We start from the raw sequence: 16,684 nt of genomic DNA, 5'->3' as shown, positions 1-16,684 counted from the left end.
GAATGTCGCTGATAGGTAAATAGGCGGCTCGCGCGTTACGCAGAATCGCCACCATGAGAGGCCGACCGTCGGCCGTGGAGAGTGTGTATGTCCCAGAGTTTCCTCTGCCCGGTCAACACCCAGACGTGGGCCAACGGCCGCCATCTGGTGCGGGTCGTCAAAGTGATCCAGGAAACCTGGGACGTGCGCACGTTCTGCTTCATGGCCGACCAGCCGATTCTGTTCTTCTTCAAGCCCGGCCAGTTCGTCACCCTGGAGCTGGAAATCGACGGCGTGCCAATCATGCGCTCGTACACCATCTCCAGTTCGCCTTCGGTGCCCTATAGCTTTTCTATCACCATCAAGCGTGTGCCCGGCGGCAAGGTGTCAAACTGGCTGCACGACACGCTGCACGAAGGCCAGGAGCTGGCGGTGCACGGGCCGGTGGGGCTGTTCAACGCCATCGACTTCCCGAACCCGAAAATCCTCTACCTCAGCGGCGGCGTCGGCATCACGCCGGTCATGTCCATGGCACGCTGGTACTACGACACCAACGCCAACGTCGACATGGTCTTCGTGCACAGTTCGCGCTCGCCAAAAGACATCATCTACCACCGCGAGTTGGAGCAGATGGCGTCGCGAATCAATAATTTCGCCCTGCACATCGTCTGTGAAAAGCACGGGTTGGGTGAGCCGTGGGCAGGTTATCGCGGTTATCTGAACCAGAAGATGCTCGAACTGATGGCCCCGGATTTCATGGAGCGGGAGGTGTTCTGCTGCGGGCCGACGCCGTACATGAGTGCGGTCAAGCGGTTGCTTGAAGCCAACGGTTTCAACATGGCGCAGTACCACGAAGAATCCTTTGGCGCGACGCCACCGGAAGCCCGCGCCGACGCCGTGGAGCATGCCGAACAGGCCGCCGATGCGCCGGATCTCGATGTCGCTGAATTGAATCAGGTTGAATTCACCGACACCGGCAAGAGTATCCGCGTCGCGCCGGGCGAAACCGTCCATGCGGCGGCTGCCAAGCTTGGCCTGATGATTCCCAAGGCATGCGGCATGGGCATCTGCGGTACGTGCAAGGTGATGAAGCTAAGCGGGGAGGTCGAGATGGAACACAACGGCGGCATCACCGATGACGACGTGGACGAAGGCTACATCCTGGCGTGCTGCAGCGTGCCGAAGGGGGATGTCCGGATTGAGTATTGAGGCCTGACGCCGTCCTCAAACGCTCTCCGCGGCCTAAAGAGCCGACTCGGTGTGGAGTCGGCGCTTTAACGTCGGTTAAACCTTGAAGCGCGCAACCATCCCGTTCAAATCCACGGCCAGGCGCGACAGCTCGTTGCTCGCTGCGCTGGTCTGGTTGGCACCTGTCGCAGATTGAGTCGACAGGTCGCGGATGTTGACCAGGTTGCGGTCCACTTCCCGAGCGACCTGGGCCTGCTCTTCCGCCGCGCTGGCGATCACCAGGTTGCGTTCATTGATTTCCACAACGGCGCTGTTGATAGTGTCCAGCGCAAGGCCTGCGCCTTTGGCGATGTTCAGGGTGGACTCGGCGCGTTCAGTGCTGCTGCGCATGGAGTTCACAGCCTGCTCGGTACCGCCCTGGATGCTGCCGATCATGCGCTCGATTTCGCTGGTCGACTGCTGAGTGCGGTGGGCGAGGGCGCGGACTTCATCGGCCACTACCGCAAACCCGCGACCCGCTTCACCCGCACGGGCCGCTTCAATGGCGGCATTGAGGGCCAACAGGTTGGTCTGGTCCGCCAGACCGCGGATCACATCCAGCACTTTGCCGATGTCACGGGATTCGTCCGCCAGGTTACCGATCAACGTGGAGGTGCTCTGCACATCAGTGCTCATGCGTTCGATGGCGGTGACGGTTTCCTGCACCAGATCACGGCCATCGCTGGCGGACGTCGTAGCGTTCTTCGACGCTTCCGAGGTGCTCACAGCGTTGCGTGCGACTTCTTCCACGGCGCTGGTCATTTGGTTGACCGCAGTGGCGGCCTGTTCGATTTCGTCGTTTTGCTTGGAGAGGCCGAGCGCGCTTTCGTCGGTGACAGCGTTCAGCTCTTCGGCGGCCGAAGCGAGCTGGGTTGCCGAACCGGAAATACGCTGCAGGGTGTCGCGCAGCTTGGACTGCATCTTCAGCATCGCGGCCAGCAAACGGCCTGCTTCGTCCGTTCCGTCCACGTTGATGGTGCGCGTCAGATCGCCTTCGGCAATGTCTTCAGCGGCGTTCAGTGCCGAAGCGATAGGTCGGGTGATGCTGTTGGTGAGCAACCAGGCGAACAACACGGTCAGCACAGTGGCAATGATCAGCAGCGTGACGACCATCGTGAACGCGCTCGAATACTGTTGAGTGGCCGTCGCACTGGCTTCATTGACCTGTTGGGTATTCATCTCAATCAGCTTGGCGAGCACCACGTTCATCTGGTCTGAGTTGGTCTGCAGATCGGCGCTGAGCAAACGGGTCAGCTCGGTCATGTCGTTGGCCTGACTCAGCGTCTTCATACGGCTTTCAAGCTGGCGGTAGTCGTTGAGCAACTTGACGTACTGGTCGTAGGCCGACTGCTCTTCGGGCGCGGAAATCATCTTGGCGTAGATTGTCCGGGCGTCGTCGATCTGCTTGTTGCGCATGGCAAACAATTCAGTGGTTTTCTGCAGCGTGTCGGGGTCGCGGTTCAGCATCAGGCGATAGGACAGAACACGCAGGCGGATGCTGCCTTCCGTCAATTTATCCAGCGCCTTGATGCTCGGCATGCTTTTGGTGGCCATGGCGACGTTGGCGTTGTTGATTTTGTTCATTTGCGAGAGAGCGAACACGCCCAGAATCAGCATCAGGAGGCCGATGACGGCAAATCCGAGAAAAGCGCGGGGCGCTATATTCAAATTACGTAGGGACATTACGGTTCCAGAGAGGCCGCGATCCATGCGAGGCGAAAGTGAGAAGGGACAGAGATGCACGGCTTATCGGTCGTCTTTACGGGGACTTGATCCCGTTGCTCTGCGCTGCGCGGTTATGTCGCAGTCGATGACCTGACGAGCAGCAGGAACAAGATCGCAAAAATGGAGTCAATCAGGGCCGCTATGCGTTTGCGGAATAGAGTTGTAGAGATGCTTGTTGGTCGGTGTAGTGGCATGAATGCCCTGATTTCACTGGTAGCTAAAGTGACTTTTCTTTATCGTACGCGCCCTTTGAAATTTGCCTGAGATATCAAAATGTTGGAAGCATCCCTAAGCCAGTTGGAAAAGCTCGTCAGTGACCTGGTACAGCACAATCAGGAGCTGCAGAACACGAACGCACAACTCGCCGAAGAGTTGAAACAAGCCAGGGATGACAACGACAGTCTGCAGTTGAGCCTGATGGAGCAGGAAGAGAAACAGGGTGCAACGGCTGCGCGTATTCAGGCGTTGGTCGATCGCGCCACCAGCGTCAGCGCGGTTGACGCATGATCACCGATCAGGACGGCGCCAAGGTTATTTCCATTCTTGGCAACGACTACACGATCAAGGCACCTGCCGGCCAAGAGCAGACTTTGATGGACGCTGTGTCGATGCTGAAATCGGCACTGTTCGAAACCAAGCGCAGTTACCCGACGCTGATCGGCGACCGCTTGCTGGTGCTGGCGGCGTTGAACCTGTGTTCAAAGCAGATCGAACTCAAGCAACAACACGCCGAAGCGCTGAGCCGTTATGAAGACAAGGTCAGCGCGACGGTCGAGGTGATCGAGAAGGTGATTGCTCAGGGGTGAGGCGCCGGTGCAGCCCATCCGCTGACTGCTGATGGGCTGCGACCTGCCGGTGACGGGCCAGCTGTTTTCAGCTTCCCATCACCAGCCGGATATCCGCTGCCAGCTCCCTTACGCGGGCTTCTTCGGTGTCCCACGAACACATGAAGCGCGCGCCACCGACGCCGATGAAGGTGTAGAAGCGCCAGCCTCGTGCGGTCAGCGCAGCAATGGCCGCTTCCGATAATTGCAGGAAAACGCCGTTGGCCTGCACGGGGAACATCAATTCCACCCCGGGAATATCCTTGACCAGATCCGCAAGCAACTGCGCGCAGCTATTCGCGTGTCGTGCGTGCTTGAGCCAGGCGTCGTTTTCCAGCAAACCTACCCACGGTGCCGACAGAAAACGCATCTTCGAGGCGAGTTGCCCGGCCTGTTTGCAGCGGTAGTCGAAGTCTTCGGCGAGCTTGTGATTGAAGAACAGGATCGCCTCGCCCACTGCCATGCCGTTTTTGGTACCGCCGAAGCACAGCACATCAACGCCGGCTTTCCAGGTCAGCTCCGCAGGCGAGCAACCCAGGAACGCGCAGGCATTGGCGAAGCGGGCGCCGTCCATGTGCAGGTTCAGGCCCAGCTCCTTGCAGGTCTCGCTGATGGCCTTGAGCTCTTGCGGCTGATACACGCTGCCCACTTCCGTGGCTTGGGTCAGCGTGACCACTCGGGGTTTCGGATAATGGATGTCGGCGCGTTTGAGCGCGACTTCACGAATGGACGCGGGTGTCAGCTTGCCGTTCTCGCTGCGTGCGGTCAGCAGTTTGGAGCCGTTGGAGAAGAACTCCGGCGCGCCGCATTCGTCGGTTTCGACGTGAGCCGTTTCCGAGCAGATGACGCTGTGGTAACTCTGGCAGAGGGATGACAGCGCCAGGGAGTTGGCCGCTGTGCCGTTGAAGGCGAAGAACACCTCGCAGTCTGTTTCGAACAACTGACGGAATTGATCGGCCGCGCGCGCTGTCCACTGGTCGTCGCCATAGGCACGCTGGTGCCCGTGATTGGCTTGATCCATGGCCGCCCACGCCTCCGGGCAGATTCCCGAATAGTTGTCGCTGGCAAACTGCTGGCTTTGGTCTGACATGGCCGGTTCCCTGTAATCGAAGCCTGCGACTGTAACCAAAGTTGATCGGTTTGGTCATGCATTCTTGCGTCGGAAAATTCAGCCAGGCAGCGAAGCAATATGACCGAAACGAAATCAGTGACCTTACCCGCGCGTGATCGCGCGCTGGACCTGCTCAAGTGGCTGGCGATGCTGAGCATGGTGATGGACCACCTGCGCTATGTCGGCTGGCACGCCAATTGGCTGTACGTACCGGGGCGCCTGGCATTCCCTTGGTTCTGCCTGGCGATCGCGGTCAACGTCGTGCGCACTGGCCGGCGCGAAGTGGATTCGTCGATCAAGTGGAAATATCTGGCCTGGCTGGCCGTGTTTTCTGTGATCGCGGAGCTGCCCTATCGGATTTACATGGCCGGTGAGGTCACGACGCTCAATGTATCGCCGACGCTGGCGCTGGGTTTGCTGGTTGCGCAGGGCGGGATGAGTCGGTCATGGCCTGCGCGGCTGCTGGGGATCGCTGCCCTGGTTATCGGTGCGCTGTTTGGACCGCAGTTGATGTTCGGCATGTATGGGGTGTTGCTGCCGCTGGCGTTTGTGCTCGTGTTGCGGACCTCGTTATGGCTGGCGATTGTGCCGGGGATTGTCTGCTTGTTGAGCAACGAGTGGCCGAAAATCATCGATGGCATGCTGTGGGGCGACCCGATTTCCATCGGCGCCCTGACGGCCTGTCTGCTGGCACCGCTGTTGGGGTTAGCGATTGTTCGCGGGCGCCCGGCATTCGGGGTGTGGCCGATGCGGCGGTGGGCGTACCTGATTTATCCGGTGCATTTTTTGCTGCTCTTCGGGCTGCGGCAGATCATCGAATGACGGTGGTTTGGAGGACATTTACGCAGCGTGTGCGCCCTGGGCTTTATGTTCTGACCTCCGACGCCTTCCCGGCTAAAGCCGGTCCTACTGTCGAACTCGGTGTGTTAGTGGGACCGGCTTCAGCCGGGAAGAGGCCTGTGTGAGCACCATCAGTTTCTCGGTGTCGCTCTAGACAAACCGCCGTCACCGCCCGTATCTTCCGCCTCAGGCCACCGCAGTGGCCAGCGTCGCTCGGACGGTTCCGGGCGCTTACGTCTTCAGAGGTTTCCATGGCAGACCAAGGTTCGCCGCGCCGCTTTGCGCGCATCGATCGACTCCCCCCTTACGTGTTCAACATCACCGCCGAGCTGAAAATGGCTGCGCGTCGTCGTGGTGAGGACATCATCGACCTGAGCATGGGCAACCCCGACGGGGCAACGCCGCCGCACATCGTCGAGAAACTGGTCACCGTCGCCCAACGTGAAGACACTCACGGCTACTCGACTTCGCGTGGCATCCCGCGTCTACGTCGGGCGATTTCCAGCTGGTATAAAAAACGCTACGACGTCGACATCGACCCAGAAGATGAAGCCATCGTCACCATCGGCTCCAAGGAAGGCCTGGCGCACTTGATGCTCGCCACGCTGGATCAGGGCGACACCGTCCTGGTGCCGAACCCCAGTTATCCGATTCACATCTACGGCGCCGTGATCGCCGGCGCCCAGGTGCGCTCCGTGCCGCTGGTGCCGGGCGTGGACTTCTTCGCCGAGCTGGAGAAAGCCATTCGCGGCTCGATCCCCAAACCGAAGATGATGATTCTGGGTTTCCCATCCAATCCGACCGCTCAATGCGTCGAGCTGGATTTTTTCGAGCGCGTCGTTGCCCTTGCCAAACAGTACGACGTGCTGGTGGTTCACGACCTGGCCTACGCCGACATCGTTTATGACGGCTGGAAAGCCCCGTCGATCATGCAGGTCCCAGGCGCCAAGGACATTGCGGTGGAGTTTTTCACCCTGTCCAAGAGCTACAACATGGCCGGCTGGCGCATCGGCTTCATGGTCGGCAATCCCGAGCTGGTCAATGCACTGGCGCGGATCAAGAGCTACCACGATTACGGCACGTTCACGCCGCTGCAAGTCGCCGCCATCGCTGCGCTGGAAGGCGATCAACAGTGCGTGCTCGACATCGCCGAGCAGTACCGCCAGCGTCGTAACGTGCTGGTCAAAGGCCTGCACGAACTGGGCTGGATGGTCGAAAACCCGAAAGCGTCGATGTACGTCTGGGCCAAGATTCCCGAGGCTTATGCGCACCTCGGGTCACTTGAGTTCGCGAAGAAACTGCTGGCCGTAGCCAAAGTCTGCGTGTCGCCTGGCGTCGGTTTTGGTGAATATGGCGACGACCATGTGCGCTTTGCGCTTATCGAGAATCAGGACCGCATCCGTCAGGCTGTACGCGGTATTCGCGGGATGTTCAGGGCGGATGGACTGCTGCCTGCGAAGTTGCTCTGATTCAATTATCAAACTCTCCCTTGCAGTAGCAGGGGAGAGCTCAGGGTTTGCAAGCGTCTACAATTAATCGGTGACTCGTCGATCCTGTGAGGGTGGCGAAGTGACGGTCACGATTTGGCCGGATCCTCCACGGTCTCAACGAGAAGCCTGACGACTGCCGTGTCTGTGCGTTCATCAAAAATAACTGTTTTATTGTAGACTTTATATTTGGTCGTAAAGTCGATGTGAATGTAGTCCTCGGCCTGAACCTGAAAGTAAAAGCCGTCAGTGATGCGATCAACCTCTGGTTTTTCGGTTGTCTTTTTTTGGCCTCCGGGTGTAGTGGCGTTATAGGCTACAGCGACTTCCCCTGTTGACGGGATGTAGGTGAAAACTCTGTATAAAACTACTTGTTCTCCGCCTCCGCCACCTTCAGGGTCTATCCATGAGTACCAGTCGCCAGGATAAACATAAAACAAGCCCTCATTGATCGAGAGGGGGCCCGCTGTTAGCTCTATATACTGTTTTTTATCGTTGTTTGGGTCAGTCATGTCGTCAGTCCTTTTGAGCTTAGATGAATATCAAATTTACATGCGTTAATAAGTTTGGCGCTTTGTTCAGACTTAACTTAGTGGATCAAGCAGTAATTTTCAGCTTTGAAGCGGGTCATCCCAAATCGATGCACTTCCAACGTAGGCCGATGCGCCAAGCACGTCTACTGTCAGAAATGACAGGTAATGCCGCCGCTGGTAGTGCCGCTGGGCGCAACGTGAGTGAATTTGCGGTGCCGCAGAAGTATTGCCGAGCGTTGCCAAAACGGTCTGATTGCGACATTCGGCGCACATGTTCCGGGATGCGGATGGATTACGCCTAAATACGGCATGTCGTCACTCATTTGCCGAGGTCATGGCGGGACCTCGGCACATCCGGCAGCGGCATATGCTTGAGGATCGGCGATGAGGGTAATTCGGGATGTGTGGTGATGCCATAGATGACCGACAGTTTATTGGAACTGTTCTCTGCATAGTAATCACCGGGCGCGGCACATCGAGTTGCTTCGGCTTCCGTGACTGTTTTCGAGTAACTACGTCCCTCAACAGTACGGATGTTCACCGATACTTGGCGGTCTGCAGACAGTCTCAACGTTCTGTCCATCACAATGTCTTCTTCAGAGGGACTTACGTAAAAAGTCGAGCCTTTTGGAAGATACAGCGCAAGGTCGGATTCGATGGACAGCGGTGCCGCTATGGTTGGTAGTTCCCATAAGTAGATATCGGCGACCACTTCTGCGTCCGGATAGGAAATGATCTTGAGAATGACCGAATAGTACCCGCCGTCCTGATGAACGATGTCTTGGGGGGGTCGCATAAAGCCTGGCATCGCCCACTGCGACTGTGGCCGAAAGAACTTCGTCCGAATCCTCGACGTAGACGGCAATCAGCGCCTCAGCTGAGTTCAGTTCGCGAATAATCCTCAGCTTGACCGAGCCTTCTATATCCACCGTATGAAACACGCCTTGAGTCAGAAAGAGCAACGGCTCAGTAGCAGGCCCCTGCCGACTGACGTGTTTCCCCCTCAGGCTTTTCCACAACTGGGGAGTTAGCGTATGCGACCTTGCGATTGTGCCCATGATCATTCCCTTGATTGAGTAGCTGGCATTCCGTTTACCCAAAAGTAAGCCCGTCATCGCTATTTGAATACTGTCAGTTTTGACAGTCCCCGTGCCCATTGGGCTGATGTGTTTTAGAGCGCTGATGATTCGCTGGATGTTCCGGGCGGATGGGTTGTTGTCTGTAAAACCGGCCTGATTAGCTGAAAAACTCTCCCCCGACAGTAAGCGAGAGAGTTCGCAAGATGCAAAATTCTACGATGAGCTTGTCTGCGACGACCGTCACTTAATGCTAATAATTTCACTGCTTTAGTTAAGGAGTGGTAATTGTAATCGCAGTGGGCTTGTTCGCAGAAGGTTGCCCAATTTTAACTATGTTTCTTATTGCCTAGTGAGCCAGGAGGGCGGCTCGGCTCACGCAGCCTTTTACGGATGAGCAATAACTTGAGGAGATGAAGTCAAGTACACGAAGTACTGTGTTGTGATGGAGCTATCACCTTCTATATGCGCCAACCCTTTTCGTATTACCGTGTACACGTCGGGGCTCAGAAAGGAAACTGTCAGGAGATCACCTTGGCTGAGCGCCGCAAAGGTCCAGTCTTGCAAAGGTGCTTCGCCTTTATACACATCATTTACATAAATTTTCGCAGGGATATTAGCCATGGTGGTTATCCTTCTTACAGTGTGGTGATGCCCAGATACAGGTATGCGTCAGGGGATAGTTTTCGAAAGCATTTTGGCGCAGAGTGCTGTTGTTGATTGGGGCACGGCTAATATGAGCCAGCCGTGCTTTATCTAGTTTGCTTCATAGCTATCGTGAAGCTTTGCCGCGATTCAACGACTTACGCCTGAGCTGCAATTTGACTTTAGGCCTGCGGGTAAGGCGCGTCTACTGTCAGAAATGACAGGTATTGTGGCCGTTCGTCGGATGTCGAGTGGGCTTGAAGTTGAAAATTTGAACACCCGGTCGCGCAACCGCTTCTAGTCAACAACCGCTTCTAACTGTGAAATCGTTCGACCAAGACTTCCCGGCTCAGCCGGGGCTTTCACGTGCACTGCGCATCCTCGCAGGAGCATTACCTATCCTGCGCAACCAATGCTCCTGCCTAACCCATGTCGTAAACGCGCCTTTGTGTGGCGTGCGTAGGCATCTGGGCTGTCAGCGTCAGCCATACCATCGTGGCCAAAGGGCAGTTCAAGGCCCTGTCGATCATTCAGGCGCCGCGCCGCCGCTGGGAGAACCGCGATGTTCAGCAAGCAAGACCAGATTCAGGGTTATGACGATGCACTGTTGGCCGCGATCAGTGCCGAGGAGCAGCGTCAGGAAGACCACATCGAGCTGATCGCCTCGGAGAACTACACCAGCAAGCGCGTGATGCAGGCTCAGGGCAGCGGCCTGACCAACAAATACGCCGAGGGTTATCCCGGCAAACGTTATTACGGCGGCTGCGAGCACGTCGATAAGGTCGAGCAACTGGCGATCGATCGCGCCAAGCTCCTGTTCGGCGCCGATTACGCCAACGTCCAGCCGCATTCCGGTTCGTCGGCCAACAGCGCGGTTTACCTGGCGCTGCTGCAAGCGGGTGACACCTTGCTGGGCATGAGTCTGGCCCATGGCGGTCACCTGACCCACGGCGCCAAAGTGTCGTCCTCGGGCAAGCTGTACAACGCCGTTCAATACGGCATCGACGTTGCCACTGGCCTGATCGATTACGACGAAGTCGAGCGACTGGCCGTCGAGCACAAACCGAAGATGATCGTTGCCGGTTTCTCGGCCTACTCCAAAACCCTGGATTTCCCGCGCTTCCGCCAGATCGCCGACAAAGTGGGCGCGCTGCTGTTCGTCGACATGGCCCACGTCGCCGGTCTGGTCGCTGCCGGTTTGTACCCGAACCCGCTGCCGTACGCCGATGTGGTCACCACCACCACCCACAAAACCCTGCGCGGTCCACGTGGCGGTTTGATCCTGGCCAAAGCCAACGAAGAGATTGAGAAAAAGCTCAACTCCGCTGTGTTTCCGGGTGCCCAGGGTGGCCCATTGATGCACGTGATTGCCGGCAAGGCCATCTGCTTCAAAGAAGCCATGGAGCCCGGTTTCAAAGCCTATCAACAGCAAGTGATCGACAACGCCCAGGCCATGGCGCAGGTGTTCATTGATCGCGGTTACGACGTTGTTTCGGGCGGGACCGATAACCACCTGTTCCTCGTCAGCCTGATCCGTCAGGGCCTGACCGGGAAGGACGCTGACGCAGCATTGGGTCGCTCGCACATCACCGTCAACAAGAACGCCGTGCCGAACGATCCGCAATCGCCGTTCGTGACGTCGGGCCTGCGCATCGGCACTCCCGCCGTGACCACGCGCGGTTTCAAAGTTACTCAGTGCATCACGCTGGCCGGCTGGATCTGCGACATCCTCGACAACCTCGGCGACGCCGATGTCGAGGCCAACGTTGCCGAGCAGGTCTCCGCGCTGTGCGCCGATTTCCCGGTTTACCGCTGAGTCAGGAGTCGCACCATGCAGCATTACTCGGGCTTCGGCCTCTTCAAACACTCCCTCAGCCACCACGAAAACTGGCAGCGCATGTGGCGCACGCCGACCCCGAAAAAGGTCTACGACGTCGTGATTGTCGGCGGCGGCGGGCACGGTCTGGCGACGGCGTACTACCTGGCCAAAGAACACGGCATCACCAATGTGGCCGTGGTCGAAAAAGGCTGGTTGGGCGGCGGCAATACCGCGCGTAACACCACCATCGTGCGTTCCAACTACCTGTGGGACGAATCCGCGCACTTGTACGAACACGCGATGAAACTGTGGGAAGGCCTTTCCCAAGACATCAATTACAACGTCATGTTCTCCCAGCGCGGCGTGTACAACCTGTGCCACACCCTGCAGGACATGCGTGATTCCGAGCGCCGCGTCAGCGCCAACCGCTTGAACGGCGTCGATGGCGAGCTGCTCAACGGCAAGCAAGTGGCTGAAGAAATTCCGTACCTCGACTGCTCGAAAAACACCCGTTACCCGATCATCGGCGCCACCGTGCAACGTCGCGGCGGTGTGGCGCGTCATGACGCCGTGGCCTGGGGCTATGCCCGCGCCGCGGATGCGTTGGGCGTGGACCTGATTCAACAGACCGAAGTGACCGGCTTCCGCAAAGAAAACGGCGTGTGCATCGGCGTTGAAACCAACAAAGGCTTCATCGGCGCCAAGCGCGTCGGCGTGGTGACGGCCGGCAACTCCGGCCATATGGCCAAGCTCGCCGGTTTCCGTCTGCCGGTGGAATCCCATCCGCTGCAAGCGCTCGTATCGGAGCCGATCAAACCCATCATCGACAGCGTGATCATGTCCAACGCCGTACACGGTTATATCAGCCAGTCCGACAAGGGCGATCTGGTGATCGGTGCCGGCATCGACAGCTGGATCGGCTACGGCCAGCGCGGCTCGTACCCGGTGATCGAGCACACCATTCAGGCCATCGTCGAGATGTTCCCGGTGCTGTCGCGGGTGCGCATGAACCGCCAGTGGGGCGGCATCGTCGACACCACGCCGGACGCCTGCCCGATCATTTCCAAGACGCCTGTGCCGAACATGTTCTTCAACTGCGGTTGGGGCACGGGTGGCTTCAAGGCGACGCCGGGCTCGGGCAACGTGTTTGCTGCAAGCCTGGCTAAGGGCGAAATGCACCCGCTGGCCAAACCCTTCTCAATCGACCGGTTCCATAACGGCGCATTGATTGATGAACACGGCGCTGCAGCCGTAGCCCACTAACAGAGGACTTTCCCATGTTGCATATCTTCTGTCCTCACTGTGGCGAACTGCGCTCCGAAGAGGAATTCCACGTCTCCGGTCAGGCCCACATCCCGCGTCCGCTGGACCCGGCGGCCTGCACCGACGAAGAGTGGGGCGACTACATGTTTTTCCGCGACAACCCGCGCGGTTTGCACCACGAGTTGTGGATTCACGCGGCGGGTTGCCGGCAGTACTTCAACACCACGCGTGACACCGTGACCTACGAGATTCTCGAAACCTATCCGATCGGCACACAGCCGCAGTTCGTCAATCCCGCGCCCGCGATCAGAAAGGGAGAACAGGTATGAGCCAGTCCAATCGCCTGCCCAACGGCGGCCGCATCGATCGCAGCAAGGTTCTCAATTTCAACTTCAACGGCCAGACCTACCAGGGTTTTGAAGGCGACACCCTGGCCGCCGCCTTGCTCGCCAACGGTGTCGACATCATCGGCCGGAGCTTCAAGTACTCGCGGCCCCGCGGCATCTTTGCGGCAGGTTCCGAAGAGCCGAATGCCGTGCTGCAGATCGGCGCCACCGAAGCCACGCAGATTCCCAACGTGCGCGCCACGCAACAGGCGCTTTACTCGGGCCTTGTCGCGACCAGCACCAATGGCTGGCCGAGCGTGAACACCGACATGATGGGCATTCTCGGCAAGGTCGGCGGCAAGCTGATGCCGCCGGGTTTCTACTACAAAACCTTCATGTACCCGCAGTCGTTCTGGATGACTTACGAGAAGTACATCCGCAAGGCAGCGGGCCTCGGGCGTTCGCCGACCGAGCTGGATCCGGACACCTACGACAACATGAACCAGCACTGCGACGTGCTGGTGGTCGGCGCCGGCCCTGCAGGTCTGGCCGCTGCACTGGCGGCTGCGCGCAGCGGTGCTCGGGTCATCCTGGCGGACGAACAGGAAGAATTTGGCGGCAGCCTGTTGGACAGCCGCGAAAGTCTGGACGGCAAACCGGCGGCGGACTGGGTGGCGACGGTGGTGGCCGAACTCAAAGGCCTGCCCAACGTCACCCTGCTGCCGCGCGCCACGGTGAACGGCTATCACGACCACAATTTCCTGACCATTCACGAGCGGCTGACTGATCACCTCGGCGACCGCGCGCCAATCGGCCAGGTACGTCAGCGCATGCACCGGGTTCGCGCCCAGCGCGTGGTGCTGGCGAGCGGCACCCACGAGCGTCCGCTGGTTTACGGCAACAACGATGTACCGGGCAACATGCTGGCCGGCGCGGTCTCCACTTACGTGCGCCGCTATGGTGTGGCGCCGGGCAAGAAACTGGTGCTGTCGACCAACAACGATTACGCCTATCGCGTGGCGCTGGACTGGCTCGATGCTGGCCTGCACGTGGTGGCCGTCGCCGATGCGCGTCACAACCCGCGCGGTGCGTTGGTGGAAGAGGCCCGCGCCAAAGGCATTCGGATCCTGACCGGCAGCGCCGTGGTGGAAGCCCGTGGCAGCAAGCGCGTCAGTGCCGCCCGCGTGGCCGCCATCGACGTCAAAGCCCACAAGGTCGCCAGCCCCGGTGAATGGCTCGACTGCGATCTGGTCGCCAGCTCCGGGGGTTACAGCCCGATCGTTCACCTGGCTTCGCACCTCGGTGGCAAGCCGGTCTGGCGCGAGGACATCCTCGGTTTCGTGCCGGGCGAAGCGCCGCAGAAACGCGTCTGCGTCGGCGGTGTGAACGGCGTTTACGCGCTCGGCGACTCGCTGGCCGACGGTTTTGAAGGCGGTGTTCGTGCCGCCAGTGAAGCCGGCTTCAAACCGGTCGAAGGCGTACTGCCCAAAGCGCTGAGCCGCGTGGAAGAACCGACTCTGGCGCTGTTTCAAGTCCCGCACGAGAAGGGCACCGCCCGTGCGCCGAAGCAATTCGTCGACCTGCAGAACGACGTCACTGCAGCGGCCATCGAGCTGGCGACCCGCGAGGGTTTCGAGTCCGTCGAGCACGTCAAACGCTACACCGCGCTGGGTTTCGGTACCGACCAGGGCAAGCTCGGCAACGTCAACGGCCTGGCGATTGCCGCCCGTTCGCTGAACGTGTCGATCCCGGAAATGGGCACCACCATGTTCCGCCCGAACTACACGCCGGTGACCTTCGGCGCCATCGCAGGCCGTCACTGCGGTCACGTCTTCGAGCCTGTGCGCTTCACCGCGCTGCACGCCTGGCACGTCAAGAACGGCGCTGAATTCGAAGACGTCGGTCAGTGGAAACGTCCGTGGTATTTCCCGAAAGCCGGTGAAGACATCCACGCCGCCGTGCGCCGCGAATGCAAGGCTGTGCGCGACAGCGTCGGTCTGCTGGACGCATCGACGCTAGGCAAGATCGACATTCAAGGCCCGGATGCGCGGGAATTTCTGAACCGGATCTACACCAACGCCTGGACCAAACTGGACGTGGGCAAGGCCCGTTACGGCCTGATGTGCAAGGAAGACGGCATGGTCTTCGACGATGGCGTGACCGCCTGCATCGCCGATAACCACTTCATCATGACCACCACGACCGGTGGCGCCGCACGCGTGCTGCAGTGGCTGGAAATCTATCAACAGACCGAATGGCCGGACCTGAAGGTGTACTTCACCTCCGTCACCGATCACTACGCGACCCTGACCCTGTCCGGGCCGAACAGCCGCAAGCTGCTCAGCGAAGTGACCGACATCGACCTGGGCCGTGAAGCGTTTCCGTTCATGACCTGGAAAGAGGGGCTGGTGGCCGGTGTGCCGGCGCGAGTGTTCCGGATTTCGTTTACCGGTGAGCTTTCCTACGAAGTGAACATCCAGGCCGACTACGCCATGGGCGTTCTGGAAAAAATCGCCGAAGCCGGCAAACAGTACAACCTGACCCCGTACGGCACTGAAACCATGCACGTCCTGCGCGCCGAAAAGGGCTTCATCATCGTCGGCCAGGACACCGACGGTTCGATGACCCCGGACGATCTGAACATGGGCTGGTGTGTCGGCCGCACCAAGCCGTTCTCGTGGATCGGCCAGCGCGGCATGAACCGTGAGGATTGCGTGCGGGAAGATCGCAAGCAACTCGTCGGCCTGAAGCCGATTGATCCGACCCAGTGGCTGCCGGAAGGCGCGCAACTGGTGTTCGATCCGAAGCAGTCGATTCCGATGAAGATGGTGGGCCACGTGACGTCGAGTTATGCGGCGAACTCGCTGGGTTACTCATTTGCCATGGGTGTGGTGAAGGGCGGGCTGAAGCGCATGGGCGAGCGGGTGTTTGCGCCCTTGGCGGATGGGTCGGTGATCGAGGCGGAGATTGTGTCCTCGGTGTTCTTCGATCCGAAGGGTGATCAACAGAACGTGGAGTAAGTCTTGGCTTGCTTATATCCCTGTGGGAGTGAGCTTGCTCGCGATGGCGTGAGATCAGGCATACATCTGGTGACTGATACACCGCGATCGCGAGCAAGCTCACTCCTACGGGAACGTGTTCACTGAAACAACAGAATTCAACACAGGTGCTCTATGACCACAGCCAACGTTTACCAACAGCGGCCAGCGACCGACGCCAAAGCCGAGTCGCCGCTGTTTCATGCTGACCTTCAGAGCCTGATCGGCAAAGGCCGCAGCAATCCGGGCGTCGTGCTGCGGGAGAAAAAACTGCTCGGCCACCTGACCATCCGTGGCAATGGGCACGATCCGGCGTTCGCGGCCGGCGTGCACAAGGCGCTGGGCATGGAACTGCCGGGCGCGCTGGCGCTGGTCTCAAGCGGCGATAGCTCGATCCAGTGGCTTGGCCCGGATGAGTGGCTGCTGATCGTCCCGACCGGTGAAGAGTTCGCCGTCGAGCAGAAGCTGCGCGAAGCGCTCGCCGGTATACACATCGCTGTCGTCAACGTCAGCGGCGGGCAATCGCTGCTGGAACTGACCGGCCCGAAGGTCCGCGAAGTGCTAATGAAATCCACCAGCTACGACGTGCACCCGAACAATTTCCCGGTCGGCAAGGCCATCGGCACGGTATTCGCCAAATCGCAACTGGTGATCCGCCGTACCGGCGAAGAGGCCTGGGAACTGGTCATCCGCCGAAGCTTTGCCGATTACTGGTGGATGTGGCTGCAGGATGCGAGTGCGGAGTATGGTTTGAGCGTCGCTGCCTGATCCCGGATTGACCACACGATCAA

At 59.1% G+C, this 16,684-nt stretch carries 15 protein-coding genes; 10 read left to right on the top strand and 5 right to left on the bottom strand.

The genetic code is table 11. From position 1 onward, the window contains the following. The first annotated feature begins 87 nt into the window (after nt 1–87). Nucleotides 88–1,188 (top strand): glycine-betaine demethylase subunit GbcB, encoded by a 1,101-nt coding sequence (gene gbcB, locus SLW75_RS19885; RefSeq protein WP_410935248.1) that lies wholly within the window; start codon nt 88–90, stop codon nt 1,186–1,188. 75 nt (nt 1,189–1,263) lie between these two features. On the opposite strand, the gene SLW75_RS19880 is transcribed toward gbcB, so the two are convergent. Continuing rightward, nucleotides 1,264–2,889, bottom strand: coding sequence for a methyl-accepting chemotaxis protein (locus SLW75_RS19880; RefSeq protein ID WP_410935247.1), 1,626 nt, complete (start codon nt 2,887–2,889; stop codon nt 1,264–1,266). Nucleotides 2,890–3,204: 315 nt separating this feature from the next. Here SLW75_RS19880 and SLW75_RS19875 point away from each other — a divergent pair, with 315 nt between their 5' ends. Beyond that, complete coding sequence (locus tag SLW75_RS19875; protein ID WP_065991261.1) at nt 3,205–3,438, top strand: hypothetical protein; 234 nt, start codon at nt 3,205–3,207, stop codon at nt 3,436–3,438. Beyond that, a complete protein-coding gene (locus SLW75_RS19870) occupies nt 3,435–3,737 on the top strand; it encodes a cell division protein ZapA (protein WP_065991262.1) in 303 nt (100 codons plus the stop codon). The genes SLW75_RS19875 and SLW75_RS19870 overlap by 4 nt, the downstream gene beginning before the upstream one ends. A 67-nt stretch (nt 3,738–3,804) precedes the next feature. Here the strand turns inward: SLW75_RS19870 and SLW75_RS19865 are convergent, their stop codons facing one another. Next, nucleotides 3,805–4,845: a low specificity L-threonine aldolase gene (locus SLW75_RS19865; protein WP_410935246.1), complete on the bottom strand. Its 1,041-nt coding sequence runs from the start codon at nt 4,843–4,845 to the stop codon at nt 3,805–3,807. Between the two features lie 99 nt (nt 4,846–4,944). Between SLW75_RS19865 and SLW75_RS19860 the strand changes: the two genes are divergently transcribed. Together SLW75_RS19860 and alaC are read left to right on the top strand one after the other, a co-directional pair. Further along, nucleotides 4,945–5,688, top strand: a complete 744-nt coding sequence (locus tag SLW75_RS19860; RefSeq protein WP_410935245.1) for a TraX family protein — start codon at nt 4,945–4,947, stop codon at nt 5,686–5,688. A 269-nt stretch (nt 5,689–5,957) separates the two neighbouring features. Then, nucleotides 5,958–7,175, top strand: a complete 1,218-nt coding sequence (gene alaC, locus SLW75_RS19855; protein ID WP_410935244.1) for a pyridoxal phosphate-dependent aminotransferase — start codon at nt 5,958–5,960, stop codon at nt 7,173–7,175. A gap of 107 nt (nt 7,176–7,282) precedes the next feature. On the opposite strand, the gene SLW75_RS19850 is transcribed toward alaC, so the two are convergent. The 3 genes from SLW75_RS19850 to SLW75_RS19840 all read right to left on the bottom strand — a co-directional run bounded on the left by SLW75_RS19850 (nt 7,283) and on the right by SLW75_RS19840 (nt 9,426). After that, the gene (locus SLW75_RS19850) at nt 7,283–7,705 is read right to left on the bottom strand and encodes a hypothetical protein (protein WP_410935243.1); all 423 of its coding nucleotides are present in this window, start codon (nt 7,703–7,705) and stop codon (nt 7,283–7,285) included. A 340-nt stretch (nt 7,706–8,045) separates the two neighbouring features. After that, entirely contained in the window at nt 8,046–8,522 is a 477-nt protein-coding gene (locus tag SLW75_RS19845) for a hypothetical protein (RefSeq protein WP_410935242.1), read from the bottom strand. A gap of 667 nt (nt 8,523–9,189) precedes the next feature. Further along, nucleotides 9,190–9,426 carry a hypothetical protein gene (locus SLW75_RS19840; protein WP_410935241.1) on the bottom strand — a complete coding sequence of 79 codons (237 nt, stop codon included), beginning with the start codon at nt 9,424–9,426 and terminating at the stop codon, nt 9,190–9,192. Nucleotides 9,427–10,009: 583 nt separating this feature from the next. Between SLW75_RS19840 and glyA the strand changes: the two genes are divergently transcribed. The 5 genes from glyA to SLW75_RS19815 all read left to right on the top strand — a co-directional run bounded on the left by glyA (nt 10,010) and on the right by SLW75_RS19815 (nt 16,661). Next, nucleotides 10,010–11,263: a serine hydroxymethyltransferase gene (glyA, locus tag SLW75_RS19835; protein ID WP_065991269.1), complete on the top strand. Its 1,254-nt coding sequence runs from the start codon at nt 10,010–10,012 to the stop codon at nt 11,261–11,263. Between the two features lie 15 nt (nt 11,264–11,278). Next, nucleotides 11,279–12,529 carry a sarcosine oxidase subunit beta family protein gene (locus SLW75_RS19830; RefSeq protein WP_065991270.1) on the top strand — a complete coding sequence of 417 codons (1,251 nt, stop codon included), beginning with the start codon at nt 11,279–11,281 and terminating at the stop codon, nt 12,527–12,529. A 14-nt stretch (nt 12,530–12,543) separates the two neighbouring features. Next, a complete protein-coding gene (locus SLW75_RS19825; protein ID WP_065991271.1) occupies nt 12,544–12,858 on the top strand; it encodes a sarcosine oxidase subunit delta in 315 nt (104 codons plus the stop codon). Next, nucleotides 12,855–15,875, top strand: coding sequence for a sarcosine oxidase subunit alpha (locus SLW75_RS19820; protein WP_410935240.1), 3,021 nt, complete (start codon nt 12,855–12,857; stop codon nt 15,873–15,875). Before SLW75_RS19825 ends, SLW75_RS19820 begins: the two co-directional genes overlap by 4 nt. A gap of 153 nt (nt 15,876–16,028) precedes the next feature. Further along, entirely contained in the window at nt 16,029–16,661 is a 633-nt protein-coding gene (locus SLW75_RS19815; RefSeq protein WP_410935239.1) for a sarcosine oxidase subunit gamma, read from the top strand. Nucleotides 16,662–16,684 lie beyond the last annotated feature (23 nt).

Source organism: Pseudomonas sp. W5-01 (assembly GCF_046540435.1).
Taxonomy (GTDB): Bacteria; Pseudomonadota; Gammaproteobacteria; order Pseudomonadales; family Pseudomonadaceae; genus Aquipseudomonas; species Aquipseudomonas graminis_B.
This window is presented reverse-complemented; position numbering and strand designations above follow the sequence as displayed.

What these genes read in the sequence shown, in the direction of transcription:
- SLW75_RS19820 (WP_410935240.1), top strand. Translation starts at nt 12,855, where the DNA reads ATGAGCCAGTCCAATCGCCTGCCCAACGGCGGCCGCATCGATCGCAGC.
- SLW75_RS19875 (WP_065991261.1), top strand. Translation starts at nt 3,205, where the DNA reads ATGTTGGAAGCATCCCTAAGCCAGTTGGAAAAGCTCGTCAGTGACCTG.
- SLW75_RS19870 (WP_065991262.1), top strand. Translation starts at nt 3,435, where the DNA reads ATGATCACCGATCAGGACGGCGCCAAGGTTATTTCCATTCTTGGCAAC.
- glyA (WP_065991269.1), top strand. Translation starts at nt 10,010, where the DNA reads ATGTTCAGCAAGCAAGACCAGATTCAGGGTTATGACGATGCACTGTTG.
- SLW75_RS19860 (WP_410935245.1), top strand. Translation starts at nt 4,945, where the DNA reads ATGACCGAAACGAAATCAGTGACCTTACCCGCGCGTGATCGCGCGCTG.
- SLW75_RS19880 (WP_410935247.1), bottom strand. Translation starts at nt 2,889, where the DNA reads ATGTCCCTACGTAATTTGAATATAGCGCCCCGCGCTTTTCTCGGATTT.
- SLW75_RS19850 (WP_410935243.1), bottom strand. Translation starts at nt 7,705, where the DNA reads ATGACTGACCCAAACAACGATAAAAAACAGTATATAGAGCTAACAGCG.
- SLW75_RS19865 (WP_410935246.1), bottom strand. Translation starts at nt 4,845, where the DNA reads ATGTCAGACCAAAGCCAGCAGTTTGCCAGCGACAACTATTCGGGAATC.
- gbcB (WP_410935248.1), top strand. Translation starts at nt 88, where the DNA reads ATGTCCCAGAGTTTCCTCTGCCCGGTCAACACCCAGACGTGGGCCAAC.
- SLW75_RS19840 (WP_410935241.1), bottom strand. Translation starts at nt 9,426, where the DNA reads ATGGCTAATATCCCTGCGAAAATTTATGTAAATGATGTGTATAAAGGC.
- SLW75_RS19825 (WP_065991271.1), top strand. Translation starts at nt 12,544, where the DNA reads ATGTTGCATATCTTCTGTCCTCACTGTGGCGAACTGCGCTCCGAAGAG.
- alaC (WP_410935244.1), top strand. Translation starts at nt 5,958, where the DNA reads ATGGCAGACCAAGGTTCGCCGCGCCGCTTTGCGCGCATCGATCGACTC.
- SLW75_RS19830 (WP_065991270.1), top strand. Translation starts at nt 11,279, where the DNA reads ATGCAGCATTACTCGGGCTTCGGCCTCTTCAAACACTCCCTCAGCCAC.
- SLW75_RS19845 (WP_410935242.1), bottom strand. Translation starts at nt 8,522, where the DNA reads ATGCGACCCCCCCAAGACATCGTTCATCAGGACGGCGGGTACTATTCG.
- SLW75_RS19815 (WP_410935239.1), top strand. Translation starts at nt 16,029, where the DNA reads ATGACCACAGCCAACGTTTACCAACAGCGGCCAGCGACCGACGCCAAA.